The organism is Stutzerimonas stutzeri, assembly GCF_000219605.1.
In the GTDB taxonomy this organism is placed as follows: domain Bacteria; phylum Pseudomonadota; class Gammaproteobacteria; order Pseudomonadales; family Pseudomonadaceae; genus Stutzerimonas; species Stutzerimonas stutzeri.
On the sequence record NC_015740.1, the window covers coordinates 3478293 to 3495653 of the forward strand.

18 protein-coding genes are annotated in these 17361 nt (G+C 63.2%); 14 read left to right on the forward strand and 4 right to left on the reverse strand.

The window, feature by feature from the left end; translation table 11 throughout:
• Positions 1-77 precede the first annotated feature (77 nt).
• From PSTAB_RS16145 to PSTAB_RS16200, 12 genes are all read left to right on the forward strand, one after another.
• Complete coding sequence (locus tag PSTAB_RS16145) at positions 78-977, forward strand: hydroxymethylglutaryl-CoA lyase (RefSeq protein ID WP_013983789.1); 900 nt, start codon at positions 78-80, stop codon at positions 975-977.
• Positions 978-1062: 85 nt separating this feature from the next.
• A complete protein-coding gene (locus tag PSTAB_RS16150) occupies positions 1063-1758 on the forward strand; it encodes a CoA transferase subunit A (RefSeq protein WP_011914291.1) in 696 nt (231 codons plus the stop codon).
• A 4-nt stretch (positions 1759-1762) separates the two neighbouring features.
• Positions 1763-2392, forward strand: coding sequence for a CoA transferase subunit B (locus PSTAB_RS16155; protein ID WP_013983790.1), 630 nt, complete (start codon positions 1763-1765; stop codon positions 2390-2392).
• Positions 2393-2649: 257 nt separating this feature from the next.
• The gene (locus PSTAB_RS16160) at positions 2650-3831 is read left to right on the forward strand and encodes an acetyl-CoA C-acetyltransferase (protein WP_013983791.1); all 1182 of its coding nucleotides are present in this window, start codon (positions 2650-2652) and stop codon (positions 3829-3831) included.
• A 73-nt stretch (positions 3832-3904) separates the two neighbouring features.
• Positions 3905-4303: a MerR family transcriptional regulator gene (locus PSTAB_RS16165; RefSeq protein ID WP_011914294.1), complete on the forward strand. Its 399-nt coding sequence runs from the start codon at positions 3905-3907 to the stop codon at positions 4301-4303.
• 405 nt (positions 4304-4708) lie between these two features.
• Complete coding sequence (locus tag PSTAB_RS16170; protein WP_011914295.1) at positions 4709-5794, forward strand: TRAP transporter substrate-binding protein; 1086 nt, start codon at positions 4709-4711, stop codon at positions 5792-5794.
• A gap of 73 nt (positions 5795-5867) precedes the next feature.
• A complete protein-coding gene (locus PSTAB_RS16175; RefSeq protein ID WP_013983792.1) occupies positions 5868-6470 on the forward strand; it encodes a TRAP transporter small permease subunit in 603 nt (200 codons plus the stop codon).
• A gap of 16 nt (positions 6471-6486) precedes the next feature.
• A complete protein-coding gene (locus PSTAB_RS16180; RefSeq protein ID WP_013983793.1) occupies positions 6487-7857 on the forward strand; it encodes a TRAP transporter large permease in 1371 nt (456 codons plus the stop codon).
• A gap of 76 nt (positions 7858-7933) precedes the next feature.
• Positions 7934-9433, forward strand: coding sequence for a sigma-54 interaction domain-containing protein (locus PSTAB_RS16185; protein ID WP_013983794.1), 1500 nt, complete (start codon positions 7934-7936; stop codon positions 9431-9433).
• Positions 9434-9543: 110 nt separating this feature from the next.
• Positions 9544-9942 carry a DoxX family protein gene (locus PSTAB_RS16190; RefSeq protein WP_011914299.1) on the forward strand — a complete coding sequence of 133 codons (399 nt, stop codon included), beginning with the start codon at positions 9544-9546 and terminating at the stop codon, positions 9940-9942.
• A gap of 252 nt (positions 9943-10194) precedes the next feature.
• The gene (locus tag PSTAB_RS16195) at positions 10195-11829 is read left to right on the forward strand and encodes a tannase/feruloyl esterase family alpha/beta hydrolase (protein WP_013983795.1); all 1635 of its coding nucleotides are present in this window, start codon (positions 10195-10197) and stop codon (positions 11827-11829) included.
• Positions 11830-12101: 272 nt separating this feature from the next.
• Positions 12102-13364 carry an OprD family porin gene (locus tag PSTAB_RS16200; protein WP_013983796.1) on the forward strand — a complete coding sequence of 421 codons (1263 nt, stop codon included), beginning with the start codon at positions 12102-12104 and terminating at the stop codon, positions 13362-13364.
• A gap of 123 nt (positions 13365-13487) precedes the next feature.
• Here PSTAB_RS16200 and PSTAB_RS21815 read toward each other — a convergent pair whose 3' ends face one another.
• The 4 genes from PSTAB_RS21815 to PSTAB_RS21615 form a co-directional block, all read right to left on the reverse strand.
• On the reverse strand, positions 13488-13649 hold the full coding sequence (locus PSTAB_RS21815; RefSeq protein ID WP_013983797.1) for a hypothetical protein: 162 nt from the start codon (positions 13647-13649) through the stop codon (positions 13488-13490).
• Between the two features lie 150 nt (positions 13650-13799).
• The gene (locus PSTAB_RS16205; protein WP_013983798.1) at positions 13800-14009 is read right to left on the reverse strand and encodes a hypothetical protein; all 210 of its coding nucleotides are present in this window, start codon (positions 14007-14009) and stop codon (positions 13800-13802) included.
• 279 nt (positions 14010-14288) lie between these two features.
• Positions 14289-14855: a hypothetical protein gene (locus PSTAB_RS16210; RefSeq protein WP_041771822.1), complete on the reverse strand. Its 567-nt coding sequence runs from the start codon at positions 14853-14855 to the stop codon at positions 14289-14291.
• The gene (locus PSTAB_RS21615) at positions 14852-15778 is read right to left on the reverse strand and encodes a hypothetical protein (protein WP_148263420.1); all 927 of its coding nucleotides are present in this window, start codon (positions 15776-15778) and stop codon (positions 14852-14854) included. The genes PSTAB_RS16210 and PSTAB_RS21615 overlap by 4 nt, the downstream gene beginning before the upstream one ends.
• Positions 15779-15897: 119 nt before the next feature.
• Here PSTAB_RS21615 and PSTAB_RS16215 point away from each other — a divergent pair, with 119 nt between their 5' ends.
• Together PSTAB_RS16215 and PSTAB_RS21955 are read left to right on the forward strand one after the other, a co-directional pair.
• The gene (locus PSTAB_RS16215) at positions 15898-16878 is read left to right on the forward strand and encodes an IS5-like element ISPst7 family transposase (RefSeq protein ID WP_013983409.1); all 981 of its coding nucleotides are present in this window, start codon (positions 15898-15900) and stop codon (positions 16876-16878) included.
• 283 nt (positions 16879-17161) lie between these two features.
• Positions 17162-17359 carry a hypothetical protein gene (locus PSTAB_RS21955; protein ID WP_232244010.1) on the forward strand — a complete coding sequence of 66 codons (198 nt, stop codon included), beginning with the start codon at positions 17162-17164 and terminating at the stop codon, positions 17357-17359.
• Positions 17360-17361: the final 2 nt, after the last annotated feature.

Here is a 17361-nt window from a genome sequence, read left to right on the forward strand (position 1 = left end):
TCCACCGGTAGCCGGACGCCTCGGCTGACACACATGAACCGGCGAGCCCGCCAATCGCGCTCGCCCCTGGAGGACATATGAGCCAGCCCAAACAGGTCCGGCTGGTGGAAGTCGGCCCGCGTGACGGTCTGCAGAACGAGCAGCAGCCGATCAGCGTGGCGGACAAGGTGCGTCTGGTCGACGACCTGAGCGCCGCCGGGCTGTCCAATATCGAAGTCGGCAGCTTCGTCTCGCCCAAGTGGGTGCCGCAGATGGCGGGCTCCGCCGAAGTCTTCGCGCAGATCCAGCGCAAGGCCGGGGTCACTTACGCGGCGCTGACGCCGAACATGAAGGGCCTGGAGGCGGCCGCCGAGGCCGGCGTGAAGGAAGTCGCGGTGTTCGGTGCGGCCTCCGAAGCTTTCTCGCAGAAGAACATCAACTGCTCCATCGCCGAGAGCCTGGCACGCTTCGCGCCTTTGATGGAGGCTGCCCGCGAACACGACATTCGCGTGCGTGGCTACGTTTCCTGCGTGCTCGGCTGCCCTTATGAGGGTGAGGTATCGCCAGCCAAGGTCGCCGAAGTGGCCCGCGAGCTGTATGCCATGGGCTGCTACGAGGTTTCCCTGGGCGACACCATCGGCACCGGCACACCGGGCAAGACCCGCACCCTGTTCGATACCGTGGCCCGCGAAGTGCCGCGCGAACGGTTGGCCGGGCATTTCCACGACACCTACGGCCAGGCGCTGGCGAATATCTATGCAAGCCTCTTGGAAGGCATCGCGGTGTTCGACAGCTCGGTCGCCGGCCTCGGCGGTTGCCCTTACGCCAAAGGCGCCAGCGGCAATGTCGCCAGCGAAGACGTGCTGTACATGTTCAACGGGCTGGACATAGCCACCGGCATCGACCTCGACGCACTGATCGCCGCCGGCCAGCGCATCAGCCAGCTGCTGGGGCGCGCCAACGGTTCGCGGGTCGCCCGCGCCAGACTGGCCGGTTAGCGGCACCGTTCTTGCTAAACCCTATTCGTCGGGCGCCCATTCAGGTAGCGCCCGGCACGGACAGAACAACAAGTAGAGGTAATTCATGAACAAGATTTACCCCAACGCCGCCCACGCCCTGGAAGGGTTGGTTCAGGACGGCATGACCATTGCCGTCGGCGGCTTCGGCCTGTGCGGCATCCCCGAGCAGCTGATCGGCGCGCTGCGCGACAGCGGCAAGAAGGACCTGACTGCCATCAGCAACAACGCCGGTGTCGACGGTTTCGGCCTCGGCCTGCTGCTGGAGACGCGACAGATCAGCAAGATGATTTCCTCCTACGTGGGTGAGAACAAGGAGTTCGAGCGCCAGTACCTGGCCGGCGAGCTGGCCCTGGAGTTCACCCCGCAGGGCACCCTGGCGGAGAAGCTGCGTGCCGGCGGCGCGGGCATCCCGGCGTTCTACACCAGGACCGGCTACGGCACGCTGGTGGCCGAAGGCAAGGAAACCCGCCAGTTCAACGGCGAGTGGTACGTGATGGAAGAATCGCTGACCGCGGACCTGGCCCTGGTCAAGGCATGGAAGGCCGACAAGGCCGGCAACCTGCTGTTTCGCAAGACCGCGCGCAATTTCAACCCGCTGGCAGCGATGGCCGGCGAGGTCTGCGTCGTCGAGGTGGAGGAGATCGTCGAGACCGGCGAGCTGGACCCGGACCAGATTCACCTGCCGGGTATCTACGTGCATCGCATCGTGCACAACCCGAACCCGGAAAAACGCATCGAAAAACGCACGGTGAGGAGCTGAGACCATGGCCTGGACACGTGAACAGATGGCGCAACGCGCCGCCCAGGAGCTGCAGGACGGCTTCTACGTCAACCTCGGTATCGGCCTGCCTACCCTGGTCGCCAACTACATCCCGGAAGGCATGGACGTCTGGCTGCAGAGCGAGAACGGCCTGCTCGGCATCGGTCCCTTCCCGAGCGAGGAAGAGATCGACCCCGACCTGATCAACGCCGGCAAGCAGACCGTCACCGCCCTGCCCGGCTCGAGCTTCTTCGACAACGCGCAGAGCTTTGCCATGATCCGCGGCGGCCACATTAACCTGGCCATCCTCGGCGCCATGCAGGTGTCGGAAAAGGGCGACCTGGCCAACTGGATGATCCCCGGCAAGATGGTCAAGGGCATGGGCGGCGCGATGGACCTGGTAGCCGGCGTCAAGCGCGTCGTGGTGCTGATGGAGCACACCGCCAAGGGCGGCGCGCACAAGATCCTGCCGGCCTGCGACCTGCCGCTCACCGGCCTCGGCGTGGTCGACCGGATCATCACCGACCTCGGCGTGCTGGACGTCACCGAGCAGGGCCTGAAGCTGGTGGAGCTGGCCGAAGGCGTCAGCTTCGAGGAGCTGCAAGCGGCCACCGGCTGCCCGATCCAGCGCTGAAGCCTGGGTGCGGGAAGCACGCCGGAGCATCCCTTGCCCGCTGCGTCTTCCCGCCTGCCCCGAACGCCCCGAGCCGGCGGCGCGCCAGCACTGGCCAGTCACCCAGGCGCCCGTATACTGCGGCATCGACCGGTCTGCCAGTGCGCTGACCAACGGCTTGCCCCCTGTCGTTCGAGGGCACCCTTTCCCGGAGCCAGGCCGTGTGCCTGGTCCTCGCGTTACGCCCCGGCGTAGCGCTTTTTTATTCGGAGTCCGTCATGCAAGACGTCGTCATCGTAGCTGCAACCCGCACCGCCATCGGCAGTTTCCAGGGCTCGCTGGCCAATGTGCCGGCAGTCGAACTGGGCGCCACCGTGATCCGCGCCCTGCTGGAAAAGACCGGTATCGACCCGGCCCAGGTCGATGAAGTCATCCTCGGCCATGTGCTCACCGCCGGCGCCGGGCAGAACACCGCGCGCCAGGCCTCGATCAAGGCCGGCCTGCCCCACGCCGTACCGTCCATGACGCTGAACAAGGTCTGCGGCTCGGGCCTCAAGGCCGTGCATCTGGCCGTGCAGGCGATCCGCTGCGGCGATGCCGAAGTGGTCATCGCCGGCGGCATGGAGAACATGAGCCTGGCGCCCTACGTTCTGCCCGGCGCACGCACCGGCCTGCGCATGGGCCACGCGCAGATCGTCGATACCATGATCACCGACGGCCTGTGGGACGCCTTCAACGACTACCACATGGGCATCACCGCGGAGAACCTGGCCGACAAGTACGGCATCGACCGCGCCCAGCAGGACGCCTTCGCCGCACAGTCGCAGCAGCGTGCCGCGGCGGCCATCGAAAGCGGCCGCTTCGATGCCGAGATCACCCCGGTCATGATTCCCCAGCGCAAGGGCGACCCGGTCGTCTTCGCCCGTGACGAGCAGCCCCGCGCCGGCACCACGGCCGAATCCCTCGGCGGCCTGCGTGCAGCCTTCAAGAAGGACGGCTGCGTCACCGCCGGCAACGCCTCGACCCTCAACGACGGCGCTGCCGCAGTGGTGCTGATGAGCGCCAGCAAGGCCGAGGCCCTGGGCCTGCCGGTGCTGGCCAAGATCGCCGGCTACGCCAACGCCGGCGTCGACCCGGCGATCATGGGCATCGGCCCGGTCACCGCCACCCGCCGCTGCCTGGAAAAGGCCCGCTGGACGCTGGCCGAGCTGGACCTGATCGAAGCCAACGAAGCCTTCGCCGTGCAGGCGCTGTCGGTGGGTAAGGAATTGGGCTGGGATGCCGATAAGGTCAACGTGAACGGCGGCGCCATCGCCCTCGGCCACCCGATCGGCGCCTCGGGCTGCCGCATCCTGGTGACCCTGCTGCACGAGATGCAGCGCCGCGACGCGCGCAAGGGGCTGGCGACACTGTGCATCGGTGGTGGTCAGGGAGTAGCCTTGGCAGTCGAACGCCCCTGAGCGAATCACACGGCGCGGGGCAGACATACGCGCCCGGATCACCGGGCGTGACAGAGGATGATCGGAAGGAATCATGGCTAAACAGACCTACAGCATTTCCGACCTGGCCAACGAGCTGGACATCACCACCCGCGCCATCCGTTTCTATGAAGAACAGGGCATGCTCACGCCAACCCGCCGCGGCCAGGAGCGCATCTATTCGCCCAAGGATCGCGTCGCGCTGAAGCTGATCCTGCGCGGCAAGCGCATCGGCTTCTCGCTAGCCGAATGCAAGACCCTGATCGAGCTCTACGATCCCAAGGCCGGCAACCAGAAGCAGCTCAACATCATGCTGCAGATGATCGCCGAGCGGCGTCAGCAGCTGGAGCAGCAGCTGCTCGACATCCAGCAGATGCAGCTGGAGCTGGACACCGCCGAGGAGCGCTGCCGCACCGCTCTGGAAAGCACACTGGCCAAGCAAGCCGCCAGCTGATCCGACGCCCTTCTCGCCTGCCTCTCATCCGGCGTTGCGCCCTGCGCACGCCGGATTCGTTTGTCCGCCAGTTCGTTATCGCGCCGTCCAAAGAAATGGACATGTTCCAGAATTTCGGACACTGCCGCATATCCACCCGGCCAGTGTCTGCCGCAGCGGACACCGCTATCGCCCTGCAATCACTCCAATAGCGCTGCAACGCGCGCCTTTCCTCGTTCGCGGGGCGATAGGCACAGAACCTGCAATCCACCCCGCGACGCCAGAACAAACCAAAGAACAAGACTGGCGCCGGATCGGCAGCATCGGCTCGGCCTCTGTTCTTGTTCTGGCCTGTTAACGCCCTCGACCCACGGGCGGTTACGCGTCCGCCCTCGGGCACAGAACAACAACAAGAAGGAAATCTGCATGTCGACCAAGAACAAGCTTTCCCGTATCGCCTGCGCCATCGGTGCCACCACCCTGCTCGGCGCCAGCCTGCTCAGCGGCGTCGCCAGTGCCGCGGAGAAGATCCGCTGGCAGGTGCCGCTGGCCTTCCCCTCCCACCTGATCGGCCTGACCACGCCGGTCAAGCACCTTTCCGAATCGCTCAAGGCCGTCTCGGGCGGCGACATCCAGCTGCGCTACTACGAGCCGGGCGAACTGGTGCCGCCGTTCGAGATCATGGATGCGGTGAGCAGCGGCAAGTACCCGGCCGGCTACACCTGGATCGGCTACGACCAGGGCACCATTCCGGCCCTGCCGCTGTACTCCGGCGCGCCGTTCAACATGGAGCCGCCGGCGCACCTGGCCTGGTACTACCAGGGTGACGGCAAGAAGCTGCTCGAGGAAATCTACGCCCAGCGCAACATCCATCCGATGCTGTGCAGCATCATCGGCCCGGAAGGCGCCGGCTGGTTCGCCAAGCCCATCGAGAAGCTGGAGGACTTCGATGGCCTGCGTATCCGCTTCGCCGGCATCGGCGGCAAGGTGCTGGAAAAGCTCGGCGCCTCGGTGACCATGGTGCCGGGCGGCGAGATCTACCAGGCGCTGGAGCGCAAGACCATCGACGCCACCGAGTTCTCGCAGCCGGCGGTGGACAAGATGCTGGGCCTGGACCAGATCATCAAGAACTACATCATGCCCGGCTGGCACCAGACGCTGACCACCTCGCACCTGCTGGTGAACAAGGATGTCTGGGACAAGCTCAAGCCGGAGAGCCGTGCGCTCATCGAGATGGGCTGCGAGTCGGCCACGCTCAAGGGCTTCGCCGAAAGCGAGTGGGCTCAGCCGACCGCGCTGCGTGACTACCAGAAGCAGGGCGTGAAGGCCCAGGTGCTGCCCGAGCCGGTACTGCGCGAGCTGCAGAAGGTCACCGATGAGGTGCTCGACGAGATGGCCGCCAAGGACGAGATGTTCAAGCGCGTACTGACCAGCCAGCGCGAGTTCATGAAGCACCACTCGATCTGGCACGGCATGGGCTACCTGCCGCGCGACTTCTACAAGTACGACTGACGGCTGCGCTGCAGCCCGCGGGCACGGCGACGTGCCCGCCTTCTATCCCTGTGCCGAGATTCCGAGGTCCGCCGTGTCCTTCAAGCCCGTCTCTCCCGATGCGCCAGCGCCCGACGCGCTGCCGTACAACCGTATTTCGCGGCCGCTGGACCGCCTGCTGGTCGCCATCGGCCAGGCCAGCGCCTGGCTCTGGCTGGCGGTTCTGCTGGTCGTGCTGGCCAACGTGTTCAGCCGCTTCGCCCTCTCGCGCGGTTCCATTGCGCTGGAAGAACTGTCCTGGCACCTGTTCGGCGCCGCCCTGATGCTCGCCCTCGCCTACGCCGTGGTGCGCGACGACCATGTGCGCGTCGACGTGCTGCGCGAGCGCTTCAGCCTGCGCAGCCAGGCCTGGATCGAGCTGCTGGCCATCGCCCTGCTGGCGCTGCCGGTGATCGTGCTGATGATCGATGCGCTGATCCCCTACGCCTACAAGGCCTACCTCTACAACGAACGCTCCCAGGCGCCCAGTGGGCTGCCCTACCGCTTCATCTTCAAGAGTGTGCTGCCCATCGGCCTCGTGCTGGTGGCGCTGGCGCTGCTGTCCCGCGCGCTGCGCTGCAGCACCCTGCTGTTCAATTTCCCGCGGGCCCTGACGGCCCGCTCGGACGAGCGCGACCGCACTCGTTCGCAGCCCTGATGGAGTAGTCGCAATCATGGGTCTGGAAGAAATCCTCGTCATCGCCATGTTCGCCAGCTTCATGGGCCTGCTGCTGCTCGGCTTCCCGGTCGCCTGGTCGCTGGCCGGCATCGGCCTGCTGTTCGCCGTGCTCGGCTATGTGCTGGTCGAACACTTCGACGCCAATCTCTGGTTCACCTGGGATGGCACCATCGGCGTGCTCGACGCGCGCATCTACGGCATCGTCGCCAATGAGCTGATGGTGGCCCTGCCGCTGTTCATCTTCATGGGCATCATGCTCGACCGGTCCGGCATCGCCGAACGCCTGATGCACAGCCTGGTGCGCGTGCTCGGTCCGCTGCGCGGCGGCTATGCGGTGACGGTGGTGGTGGTCGGCATCCTGCTCGCCGCCTCCACCGGCATCGTCGGCGCCTCGGTGGCGCTGCTCGGCATGCTCTCCATCGGGCCGATGCTGCAGGCCAACTACAACAAGAGCCTGGCGGTGGGCACCGCCTGCTCGGTGGGTACGCTGGGCATTCTGATTCCGCCGAGCATCATGCTGGTGCTGATGGCCGACCGCCTCGGCACCTCGGAGGCTTCGGTGGGCAAGCTGTTCATGGGCGCGCTGATTCCGGGAATGATGCTGGCGCTGATGTACGTGCTGTACATCGTCATCACCGCCTGGCTGAAAAAAGACTTCGCCCCGGCCCCGGTCAACCGGCAAAAGCTCGACGCCCGTGCCCTGCTCGACGTGTTCTGGGCCGTGGTCCCGCCGCTGGCGCTGATCTTCGCCGTGCTCGGCTCGATCTTCTTCGGCATCGCCACCACCACCGAGGCTTCGGCGGTGGGCGCCTTCGGTGCGTTGCTGATGGCCGCCGGTAGCCGCCGGCTGAGCCTGCCGGTGCTCAAGGATGCGCTGTACCAGACCAGCCGCACCGCCGCGTTCATCTTCGGCATCTTCATCGGAGCCACGGTATTCGCCGCCGTGCTGCGCGGCCTGGGTGGCGACGACGTGATCCGCGCGGCGCTGACCGGCCTGCCGTTCGGCCAGACCGGCGTGCTGCTCACCGTGCTGGCAATCACCTTCCTGCTGGGGTTCTTCCTCGACTGGGTGGAGATCACCCTGATCATCCTGCCGCTGGTGGCGCCGGTGCTGTTCTCCATGGGCGTCGATCCGCTGTGGTTCGCGATTCTCTTCGCGCTTTGCCTGCAGACCTCGTTCCTCACGCCGCCGGTGGGCTTCGCGCTGTTCTACATCAAGGGCGTCTGCCCACCGGGCATCACTACCCGCGATGTCTACCTCGGCGTGCTGCCCTATATCCTCATCCAGCTGCTCGGTCTGGCCCTGGTGTTCTATTTCGCACCGCTCGCCACCTGGTTGCCGAACGAAGTGTATTCCCAGCCCTGAGCATGTCCCGGTTGCCTTGCCCGTGGCAGCCGGGGCCAACCATAATCGGCCGCTCCAGAACGGACCCTGACTGCCCATGAGCATTGCCCGCGACGCACTCGACAACCACGGCCTGATCGTCGGCGTTTCCCCGGAACGTTTCCGTGCCGTGGCCATGCCTCTGTTGTTCGATCACCTCAACGCGCAGTGTGAGGGCACCATCGCGGTCAACCGTCAGGCGCGCATCGTCTGGATCAACGACAAGTACGCCGAGAAGGTCGGTATTCGCGATCCGTCCAGCGTGCTCGGCAAGGAGATCGAGGAAGTGCTGCCGGCCAGCCGCCTGCGCGAGGTGGTGGAAAGCGGCCAGCCGAGCATGCTCGACCTGATGGCCTTCGGCGACGAGCACTTCGTGGTCACCCGCATTCCGCTGCGCGACGAGGACGGCACCCTGGTCGGCGCGCTGGGCTTCGTGCTGTTCGACCGCGCCCGCCACCTCAAGCCGCTGATGTCCAAGTACACCAGCCTGCAGACCCAGCTGGTCGCCACCCAGAACGAACTGGCCAAGGCACGCCGGGCGCGTTACACCATCGCCGGTTTCATCGGCAACAGCCCGGCCGCCAGCGAAATCAAGCGTCAGGCCCGGCGCGCCGCGCAGCTCGATGCCACGGTGCTGCTGCGTGGCGAGACCGGCACCGGCAAGGAGCTGCTGGCCCAGGGCATCCATAACCTCTCGCCGCGGGCGCGCGGGCCCTTCGTCGCGGTCAACGTCGCGGCGATTCCGGAAAGCCTGGTGGAGGCCGAGCTGTTCGGCACTGCGCCAGGCGCCTTTACCGGCGCCGACCGCAAGGCGCGCATCGGCAAATTCGAGGTGGCCAACGGCGGCACGCTGTTCCTCGACGAGATCGGCGACCTGCCCCTGCCGCTGCAGGCCAAGCTGCTGCGCGTGCTGCAGGAACAGGAGGTGGAGCCGCTCGGCTCCAACCAGGTCAAGGCGCTCAACGTGCGGGTGATTGCCGCGACGCATATCGACCTGGAAGCCAAGGTCGCCGCCGGCCAGTTCCGCGACGACCTCTACTACCGCCTCAATGTCCTCGCCCTGCGCGTGCCGCCGTTGCGCGAGCGCGCCAGCGACATCCCCGCCGTGGTCGAGCACCTGCTCGACGACATCGCCAACCGCTCCGGCCAGCCGCCCATGGAGCTGAGCCCCGAGGCGCTGGCCCTGCTCTGCGCGCAACCCTGGCGCGGCAACGTGCGCGAGCTGGGCAACCTGCTCGAGCGCGCCCAGCTCTGTGCCGATGGTTCGCAGTTGCAGGCCGCGCACCTGCTGCCGTTGCTCGGCGAGCAGGCACGTTCCGCCGATGCGACGAACTACGTTGCGCCCGCTGCCGCGTCCATCCCGCCGAGCGAGGCCGCACCAAGCGAAGAACTGCCGCTGCAACCGCTGGCGCAGACCCTCGCCCAGGCCGAGCGCCGCGCCCTGCAGAGCGCACTGGTCGCCTGCAAGGGCAACCGTCGGCGCGCCGCCATGGAGCTCGGCATCTCCCGCGCCAGCCTCTACAGCAAGCTGCAGCAGCATGGCCTGAGCCAGCGCTGAGCGGTCTAGCGCGCGGCTTGGCCATAGTTGACGACGCGGCAATGTCACAGCGGCTGATCTACATTGGAGGCAGGGCGCCGATTCCCGGCGCCGCAATGGGACGCGCAACGATGACAGACGATGCAGGCAAACTGGTTCTCAGGCTCTCGGTCGGCGTACTGATGCTGCTGCATGGCATCCACAAGCTGTTGCACGGCGTCGACGGCATCGGCGGCATGCTCGCCGGCATGGGGCTGCCGGCCTTTCTCGCCTATGGCGTGTTCCTGGGCGAAGTGGTCGGCCCGCTGCTGGTGATCGTTGGCCTGTATACCCGCCTCGGAGCCCTGCTGATGCTGGGCAACATGGTCGTCGCACTGGCGCTGGCGCACCGGGCCGAGCTGTTCGACATCGGGCCGATGGGCGGCTGGGCCATCGAACTGCAGGGCCTGTTCCTGTTCGGCTCGCTGGCCATCCTGCTGCTCGGCGCCGGGCGCTACAGCGTCGGGGGGCTGAACGGCCGCTACAACTAGCCACCTGAGTGTCCGGCGCGGCGGACGGTCGTCCAGCGCGCCGGACACCCTGCCTCGCCCGCCTGAGCCCCAGGCGCCTCGCGCAACCTTCCCCCGTTATCGACCCGATCCCTGCGCCAGAGCCTTCGCCGCAAGCGCGGCGACCGGCCATCGCCTGCTCTCCCTTCCTTCCGTCCGCTGGCATGTCATTGGCTTGAGCGCTTATGCGCCTACCCGGCGCACGGCCCGAAAACAAGAAGAAGGAAAGCCTCAATGATGCATCCATCCTGCAACTCGCTTGCGCGCTGTTCCCTGCCCCTGGCCTCCCTCGCCCTGGCGCTGCTGGCCAGTCAGTCCGCCCAGGCGGCGACCCCGGTGGCCGCCGGCGGCAGCGCCCCGCAGACGTTCGGCGCCTATTGCGATGTCAGCGCCGAGATTCGCCCGGTCGATCCCGCCGCACCGGCAATCCGCATGCGCCTGGTGCTGCCCGAACAATGGAACCGCAAGGCGATGATGTTCGGCGGCGGCGGTTACAACGGCACGGTGCCGAACGTCGCCGGCAACGTCCCCGCCGGCCCGCTGGATCAACCCACGCCGCTCGGCCGTGGCTACGCGGTGTTCGGCAGCGATTCCGGGCATGTGGCCGATCCGCTCAGCCCCGGCTCCTTCGCCTGGAACGACGAAGCCCTGGCCAACTACGCCCACGATGCGCTGAAGAAAACCCGCGATACCGCCGTCTACCTGATCGAACAACGCTACGGCGCCGCGCCCGAGCGCAGCTATTTCGCCGGTGGCTCCACCGGTGGCCGCGAGGCGCTGGCCGTGGTGCAGCAATGGCCGACCGACTTCCACGGCGCCATCGTCCTCTACCCCGCCTACAACGCGCTGGCGCTGGACCTGCAGTTCGGCCGCATCACCCGCGCCCTCGCCCAGCCCGGCGCCTTTCCCAGCCTGAAAAAACGCGCCGCACTGCTGGAAGCCGCGATGCAGGCCTGTGACGGGCTGGACGGCGTGCGCGACGGCGTGATCAGCCATCAGGCCGCGTGCAATGCGCAGTTCGACCCGGCCCGCGCCAGGCTCAACGGCAAACCGCTGCGTTGCCCGGGCGGTGCCGACACCTCGCAGCGTTGCCTGTCGGATGCGCAGATCCAGGCGCTGCGGGTGTTCAACAGCCCGATCCGCTTCAACTTCCCGCTGGCCAGCGGCGAGACCCACTACCCTGGCTTCAACACCTGGGGCACCGACCTCGGCCGGCCGGGTGAAGGCGTGCAGCTGGTGGTCAACCGCCTCGGCCTCAACACCCTGCAGCCGAGCTACCCGATGCCCGTGCACGGCACCGGCTTCGCCGAGGGCGCGCCCTACCATTCCGGCTTCTGGGACGAATGGGTGCGCTTCTTCGTGACGCGCAATCCCACCTTCAACTCGCTGACCCTCGCCCCGCAGAACCCCGGCCCGTGGCAGGCGCGCATCAGCGAGCTGTCGCTGCGCCAGGACGTCAAACGGACCGACCTGTCCGCATTCGCCCGCAACGGCGGCAAGATCCTCATGGCCCACGGTACCTCCGACCAACTGGTGAGCACCCGCGCCACCGCCGAGTACTACGAGCGTGTGCGCCGCGACATGGGCCCGGGCAAGACGCAGCGCTTCCTGCGCTACTACGAGATCCCCGGCTACGGCCACGCCGCCAGCACCGTGTTCAACGCCGCCTGGGATTCGCTGAGCGCACTGGAAGACTGGGTCGAACAGGGCCGTGCGCCGCGGCGGCAGGTCGTTGCCGACAGCGTCGGCGTGCCCGGCCGCACCCGCCCGCTGTGCGAATACCCCGGCTGGCCGAAGTACGTCGGCAAGGGCGACGTCAATGCCGCCACGAGCTTCGTCTGTGTGAAGAGCCGCAAGGGCACCCGCTAGCATCTGAACCGGCGCCGGTTCTCCGGCCGGCGCCCTCCTCCAACCGTCCGCCGCGCTGGACACCGCCTCGCCAAAGCCGGCCGCGCGCCATACATGTCCAGCCAGCCGGACGCTTCCCATGCCACTCCCGCGCCAAGGCAATGCGACGCGCAAGCGCTCTGGCACGCGCCATCCAGCCGAACAGGCCGGCTACTTCCGCCACTGGCACGCCTTTCGCTCTATGCCCAGTAGCCGCCCGAGAGCGGCCCAAAACAACAACAAGAGGAAATACCATGCGACTGCACCACAAATCCCTCTGCCACATTCTCTGCGGCGGCGCCGTAGTGATCGCCACCCACCCCGCCAGCGCCGCCTTCGTCGAAGACAGCAAGGCCAGCATCGACCTGCGCAACTTCTACATGAACCGTGATTTCCGTTCCGGCACCGGCCAGTCCAAGGCCGAGGAATGGGCCCAGCGCTTCATGCTGAAAATGGAATCCGGCTACACCGAAGGCCCGATCGGCTTCGGCGTGGACGCCATCGGCCTGCTCGGCGTGAAGCTCGACTCCAGCCCCGACCGCGTCGGCACCGGCATCCTGCAGAGCGACCGCGACGCCCCCAACCGTGCCCAGGACGACTACGGCTCCGCCGGTGTGACGGCCAAGGCCAAACTGTCCGCCACCACCCTGCACGTCGGCACCCTGCAACCCATCCTGCCGGTGGTGATGCGCAACGACAGCCGCCTGCTGCCGCAGACCTATCGCGGCGCCTGGCTGCAGAGCAAGGAGATCGACGGCCTGACCCTGGACCTCGGCAAGCTCGACCGCGTCAACCAGCGCAACTCCTCCGATAACGAGGAAATGACCGCCTTCAACGGCGGCCGCCGCAACATCCAGTTCGGCAGCCAGACCAGCAGCGACGAATTCCTCTTCGCCGGCGCACGCTACGCCTGGTCGCCCGAGCTCAGCACCAGCTACTTCTACGGCGGGCTGGACGGCATCTACAAGGAACACAACTTCGGCCTGGTCCACGTGCTGCCGCTCGGCGACAAGCAGAGCTTCAAGACCGACCTGCGCTACGTGCACCAGACCGACGACGGCGGCAGCAACGTCGACGCCGATGCCTTCGGCGCCATGTTCACCTACAAGCTCGGCGGCCACGCCTTCGGTGCCGGCTATCAGCAGCTCAATGGCGATACCGGCTTCGCCTACATCGCCGGTAGCGACAACTCGCTGGTCAACCTGGTGCAGATCAACGACTTCGGCAACCAGGACGAGCGTTCCTGGCAGGTCCGCTACGACTACGACTTCGCCGCCATGGGCATCCCCGGCCTGAGCCTGATGACCCGCTACCTCTCCGGCGACAACGTCGACCGCGGCCCCGGCGCCAGCGAAGGCAAGACCTGGGAACGCAATACCGACCTCGCCTACGTGTTCCAAAGCGGCCCGCTGAAGAACCTCGGCCTGCGCCTGCGCAACGCCACCACCCGCAGCAACTTCGGCAGCGATCTGGACGAGAACCGCTTTATCGTCAGCTACAGCCTGCCACTCTGGTAAGCACCACGCCGCAGCACCTCTCCTCGTTGGACTTCGCCGGGCCCCGCGCCCGGCTTTTTTTTCCGGGCATGAAAAAGGCGACCCTCGGGCCGCCTGTTTTCACGCTTCAGCCTCGCCTGCGGCTCAGCTGTGCTTCGTATTACGCCGCAGAATCTCGGTCACCCGCTCGGCGGTATACACCCGCTTCGCCTCGTCGCTCGGCTTGTGCCGAACATCGAGCATCACACCCGCACTGATCGCCAACACACAAACGACCACCGAGACCGCCGTCAGAAAGGTATTCATCGCACGCCCTTACTACACAAAAGAAAACCTGCAGGCTGGGTCGCCCCGCCAAATGGCGCGATTCTGCGCCGCCCGCACGGCACGGTCAACGGCCCGCCATGCACCGGAATCCCTACCGTTTCGGCCTGTGCGCCGGGCAAACGCCCGACCTCAAGGCACCGCTATCTGCAGCCCGCCCAAGGCGAACCGCGCAAACACCGCCCAACCCACGGCGCTGATCAGACCCAACGCCAGATAACCCACCACAATCCCCAGTGCGATCTGCTTCCACAGCCCGGCATGGGGATCACGGTTGTAAACAACCGGCTCCACGGAATGAACATCCCGCTCGGCACGAATCTCATCGAAACGCTCACGCATGGTTTACCTCGGTAAACGAAACAGCAAACAGAAGGAACGAAAAAAGGCGGCTAGCTTTGGCCAGCCGCCTTGGGATGTCTAGTGGATGTCGCTGGACGGACGAGCGGAGCATTATGAATCACTCGTGTAGCGACCCGATCAGCCAGAGAGTCCCATGAAACGGGAGATTTTAGCGGCCTGCCCCCACATCACTGCACAGTGCTGCATGAAAATCGCACAATGTAGTCACCCGCCTAAGGCTATTACTTCCCGTCGCCTGCCATAGGACCAGACCGCTATTTACCGCTCCATTATCAAAAGAGCATGCAATCGTTTCACTATCATTGTAATAGTCAACAACAAGTTACATAGAAAGAAAATAGCCAGCGGAGTCAACACCACCTTACTTACAAAGGCAATCCCTTCATTCACTTGAGCCTGATCAGCATTAAAAGTGTCCAACACAGAATGCAAGAACGAAATAGCTATCAAGAATAGCGAACAGACTATTGAGTAACTTATATTAACATACAGATAACCCAATAGATCTTTTTTAGCCGAATAGAATATATCCCTCGGCTCTTTATTTCTATCTGCCTCTTTCGCCTTATCGTCTATCTTACTTTCTTGGTCGTATACCAAAACCAGCACAGAGAGTAATAGCGCGGTAAAAATCGCACCGAAATTAACCAACAAAGAAACAATATCTTTGTTAAGGTTAAACTGAAAAACTATAGACAACGCCGCAAAGAGCACTGGAATAAATATAAACGTAGCGAAATCCGAAATTGAAAACTGTCCATTTGCTTTACTTAATCTAACAAAGTGCCCGGACACTATTGCAAATATGTTAACTTTTGAACTCATATTGATATACCCATCCCAGGATAGACGGTAGCTAGAAAATCGTTCATCAAGCCTTTACACCAATTATCTAGACCTCTTGGATCTGGATTTCCAGCAATAACATTGACACAACTTTCGTCTACTTCTATCTCACAAACCTGCTGACTTGGACTAGTTCCAAGCCGGAAGGTTCGTTTGCGCCCACCCAACTCTACAACTGTTTTTACCTGTGAGCACAGAGGCGTAAGTAGCTCAACTGCGGTATGCTGCTCAGTCCCGGACGTGAAGTAATCGCTAAGTTTTCCCAGATCTTTTTTACGGCCAGACTTTATTACAACTTCAGTCTCGGCATGCCCTAACTTAGCGATCTGGTCCTCAGCGGCGCCCATACCAGTAAATTTAATTAATTTTATTTCTTTAGCGACGGCGTTTTGCCATTCATTGTATGCTTTAGCGTATGCTAAAGGATTCATTTGCAATACGCGCTTAGTCACACTGGAAAAATGAACACTTAAAATGCTATGCAGAAGTGTCTTGATACCAATGTTTTTGTAGTTGTGAAGCAGAACTATTCCTTCATTTAGCTGCTTCGGAACAAAAAATTGCACATAGTGATTTATTACTTCTGAATTATTTGGCACCTTCGAAAAGGCCACCTTACCGGTATTAATATCTATGATATCCGTTTTTGTGCCATAAGTTCCTGCCTGCAAATACCCCTTAAATACCCGCTTAGCGTCATCAAAAACAAAGCTGTGGAATGCATAAATTTGATTTCCACCTGCGACAAAATGATATTTCTGGCTGTTCGCCTTAATAAAAGCCTTTAATACTTCATAAACATCATATTGCCCAACCTTCCCAAGAACCGAATAGTTTCCGGAAACACTGCCGGATTTATTTGGATCGTAGACACGAATAGTGTATGGCGAAATGGAATTCACAGACTTCCCCAATTAAAAATTGATATTGATTACAATGCACGCATAGCTTTCTAAGGAAACTCTGAAGAAGACTTCCTGATTTTGGCAAGATCCCCGGACTCCACTCACCGAGTTTTCCGATGAAGCAGATGACCTTCGCCGATGCCGAGTACGCCGGCAAGCGCAAGCAGACCCGCAAAGAGCTGTTCCTGATCGAGATGGATCGGGTGGTGCCCTGGAAGGGGCTGATAGCCCTGATCGAACCGCACTACCCCAAGGGTGAAGGCGGCCGTCCGGCCTATCCGCTGATGGCGATGCTGCGGGTGCATCTGCTGCAGAACTGGTTTGGCTACAGCGATCCGGCGATGGAAGAGGCGCTGTACGAGACCACTATCCTGCGCCAGTTCGCTGGGCTGAACCTGGAGCGTATCCCCGACGAAACCACCATCCTGAACTTCCGTCGCCTGCTGGAGAAACACGAACTGGCTGCCGGCATCCTGGCCGTGATCAATGGCTACCTGGGCGACCGAGGTTTGTCGCTGCGCCAAGGCACCATCGTCGATGCCACGCTGATCAATGCGCCGAGTTCGACCAAGAATAAAGACGGCAAACGCGACCCGGAAATGCACCAGACCAAGAAGGGTAACCAGTACTACTTCGGCATGAAGGCGCACATCGGCGTGGATGACGAGTCGGGTTTGGTGCACAGCGTAGTAGGCACTGCCGCCAACGTGGCGGACGTTACCCAAGTCGACAAGTTGTTGCATGGCGAGGAAAACGTGGTCTGCGCTGATGCCGGTTATACCGGTGTCGAGAAGCGTGCCGAACATGATGGTCGTGAGGTGATCTGGCAGGTGGCGGCACGGCGCAGCACTTACAAGAAACTGGGCAAGAGCAGCCCGCTTTACAAAGCCAGGCGCAAGATCGAGAAGGCCAAAGCCCAGGTGCGGGCCAAGGTCGAACACCCGTTCCGGGTGATCAAGCGCCAATTTGGCTATGTGAAGACGCGCTTCCGTGGCCTGGCAAAGAACACCGCGCAACTGGTGACACTCTTCGCGCTGTCGAATCTGTGGATGGCTCGACGACATTTACTGACGAATGCAGGAGAGGTGCGCCTGTAATGTGGAAAATGGCTGCTGCGAGGTGCTCGCGGCGGCTAAAAACACAGAAATAAGCGGGCGATCTGATCGTTTTTGATCGGTTGACCGCTTTCAAAATCGGCGGAGGCTGAAGTCAGCCAGAAATACAGGGCTACTTCAGACCATCCTTAATGGCGGGCTCAATTTTAAAAGTCTCCGTCGCTCATTTGCCGTGCGGCTGGAACGGTCAGGCATATCTCCGTCCACGATCGCCTATCTGCTTGGCCATGAAGGCAGCGCTCCGGAGGTCACAGCAGACCACTACTTGGAAAAGCCGCTGAGTTTGAGATTGCTGGAGCAGATCGAGCGCGGCCTGACTTACAACGTCCAGACCGACGAGATTCGCTGGGAACATTTTAAAATGCTGCTCCATAGCCAGGCTGGACGCGGAAAGCGCGGGAGGAAAAGTAAGCTGCTGAACGAGCCCCCTGAAACACCGGACACCGTTTCCCCCTTACCATAAGG

Bases quoted from the DNA above. Each gene is read 5' to 3' on its own strand.
- PSTAB_RS16145 (WP_013983789.1), top strand. From the start codon at position 78: ATGAGCCAGCCCAAACAGGTCCGGCTGGTGGAAGTCGGCCCGCGTGAC.
- PSTAB_RS16150 (WP_011914291.1), top strand. From the start codon at position 1,063: ATGAACAAGATTTACCCCAACGCCGCCCACGCCCTGGAAGGGTTGGTT.
- PSTAB_RS16155 (WP_013983790.1), top strand. From the start codon at position 1,763: ATGGCCTGGACACGTGAACAGATGGCGCAACGCGCCGCCCAGGAGCTG.
- PSTAB_RS16160 (WP_013983791.1), top strand. From the start codon at position 2,650: ATGCAAGACGTCGTCATCGTAGCTGCAACCCGCACCGCCATCGGCAGT.
- PSTAB_RS16165 (WP_011914294.1), top strand. From the start codon at position 3,905: ATGGCTAAACAGACCTACAGCATTTCCGACCTGGCCAACGAGCTGGAC.
- PSTAB_RS16170 (WP_011914295.1), top strand. From the start codon at position 4,709: ATGTCGACCAAGAACAAGCTTTCCCGTATCGCCTGCGCCATCGGTGCC.
- PSTAB_RS16180 (WP_013983793.1), top strand. From the start codon at position 6,487: ATGGGTCTGGAAGAAATCCTCGTCATCGCCATGTTCGCCAGCTTCATG.
- PSTAB_RS16185 (WP_013983794.1), top strand. From the start codon at position 7,934: ATGAGCATTGCCCGCGACGCACTCGACAACCACGGCCTGATCGTCGGC.
- PSTAB_RS16190 (WP_011914299.1), top strand. From the start codon at position 9,544: ATGACAGACGATGCAGGCAAACTGGTTCTCAGGCTCTCGGTCGGCGTA.
- PSTAB_RS16195 (WP_013983795.1), top strand. From the start codon at position 10,195: ATGATGCATCCATCCTGCAACTCGCTTGCGCGCTGTTCCCTGCCCCTG.
- PSTAB_RS16200 (WP_013983796.1), top strand. From the start codon at position 12,102: ATGCGACTGCACCACAAATCCCTCTGCCACATTCTCTGCGGCGGCGCC.
- PSTAB_RS21815 (WP_013983797.1), bottom strand. From the start codon at position 13,649: ATGAATACCTTTCTGACGGCGGTCTCGGTGGTCGTTTGTGTGTTGGCG.
- PSTAB_RS16205 (WP_013983798.1), bottom strand. From the start codon at position 14,009: ATGCGTGAGCGTTTCGATGAGATTCGTGCCGAGCGGGATGTTCATTCC.
- PSTAB_RS16210 (WP_041771822.1), bottom strand. From the start codon at position 14,855: ATGAGTTCAAAAGTTAACATATTTGCAATAGTGTCCGGGCACTTTGTT.
- PSTAB_RS16215 (WP_013983409.1), top strand. From the start codon at position 15,898: ATGAAGCAGATGACCTTCGCCGATGCCGAGTACGCCGGCAAGCGCAAG.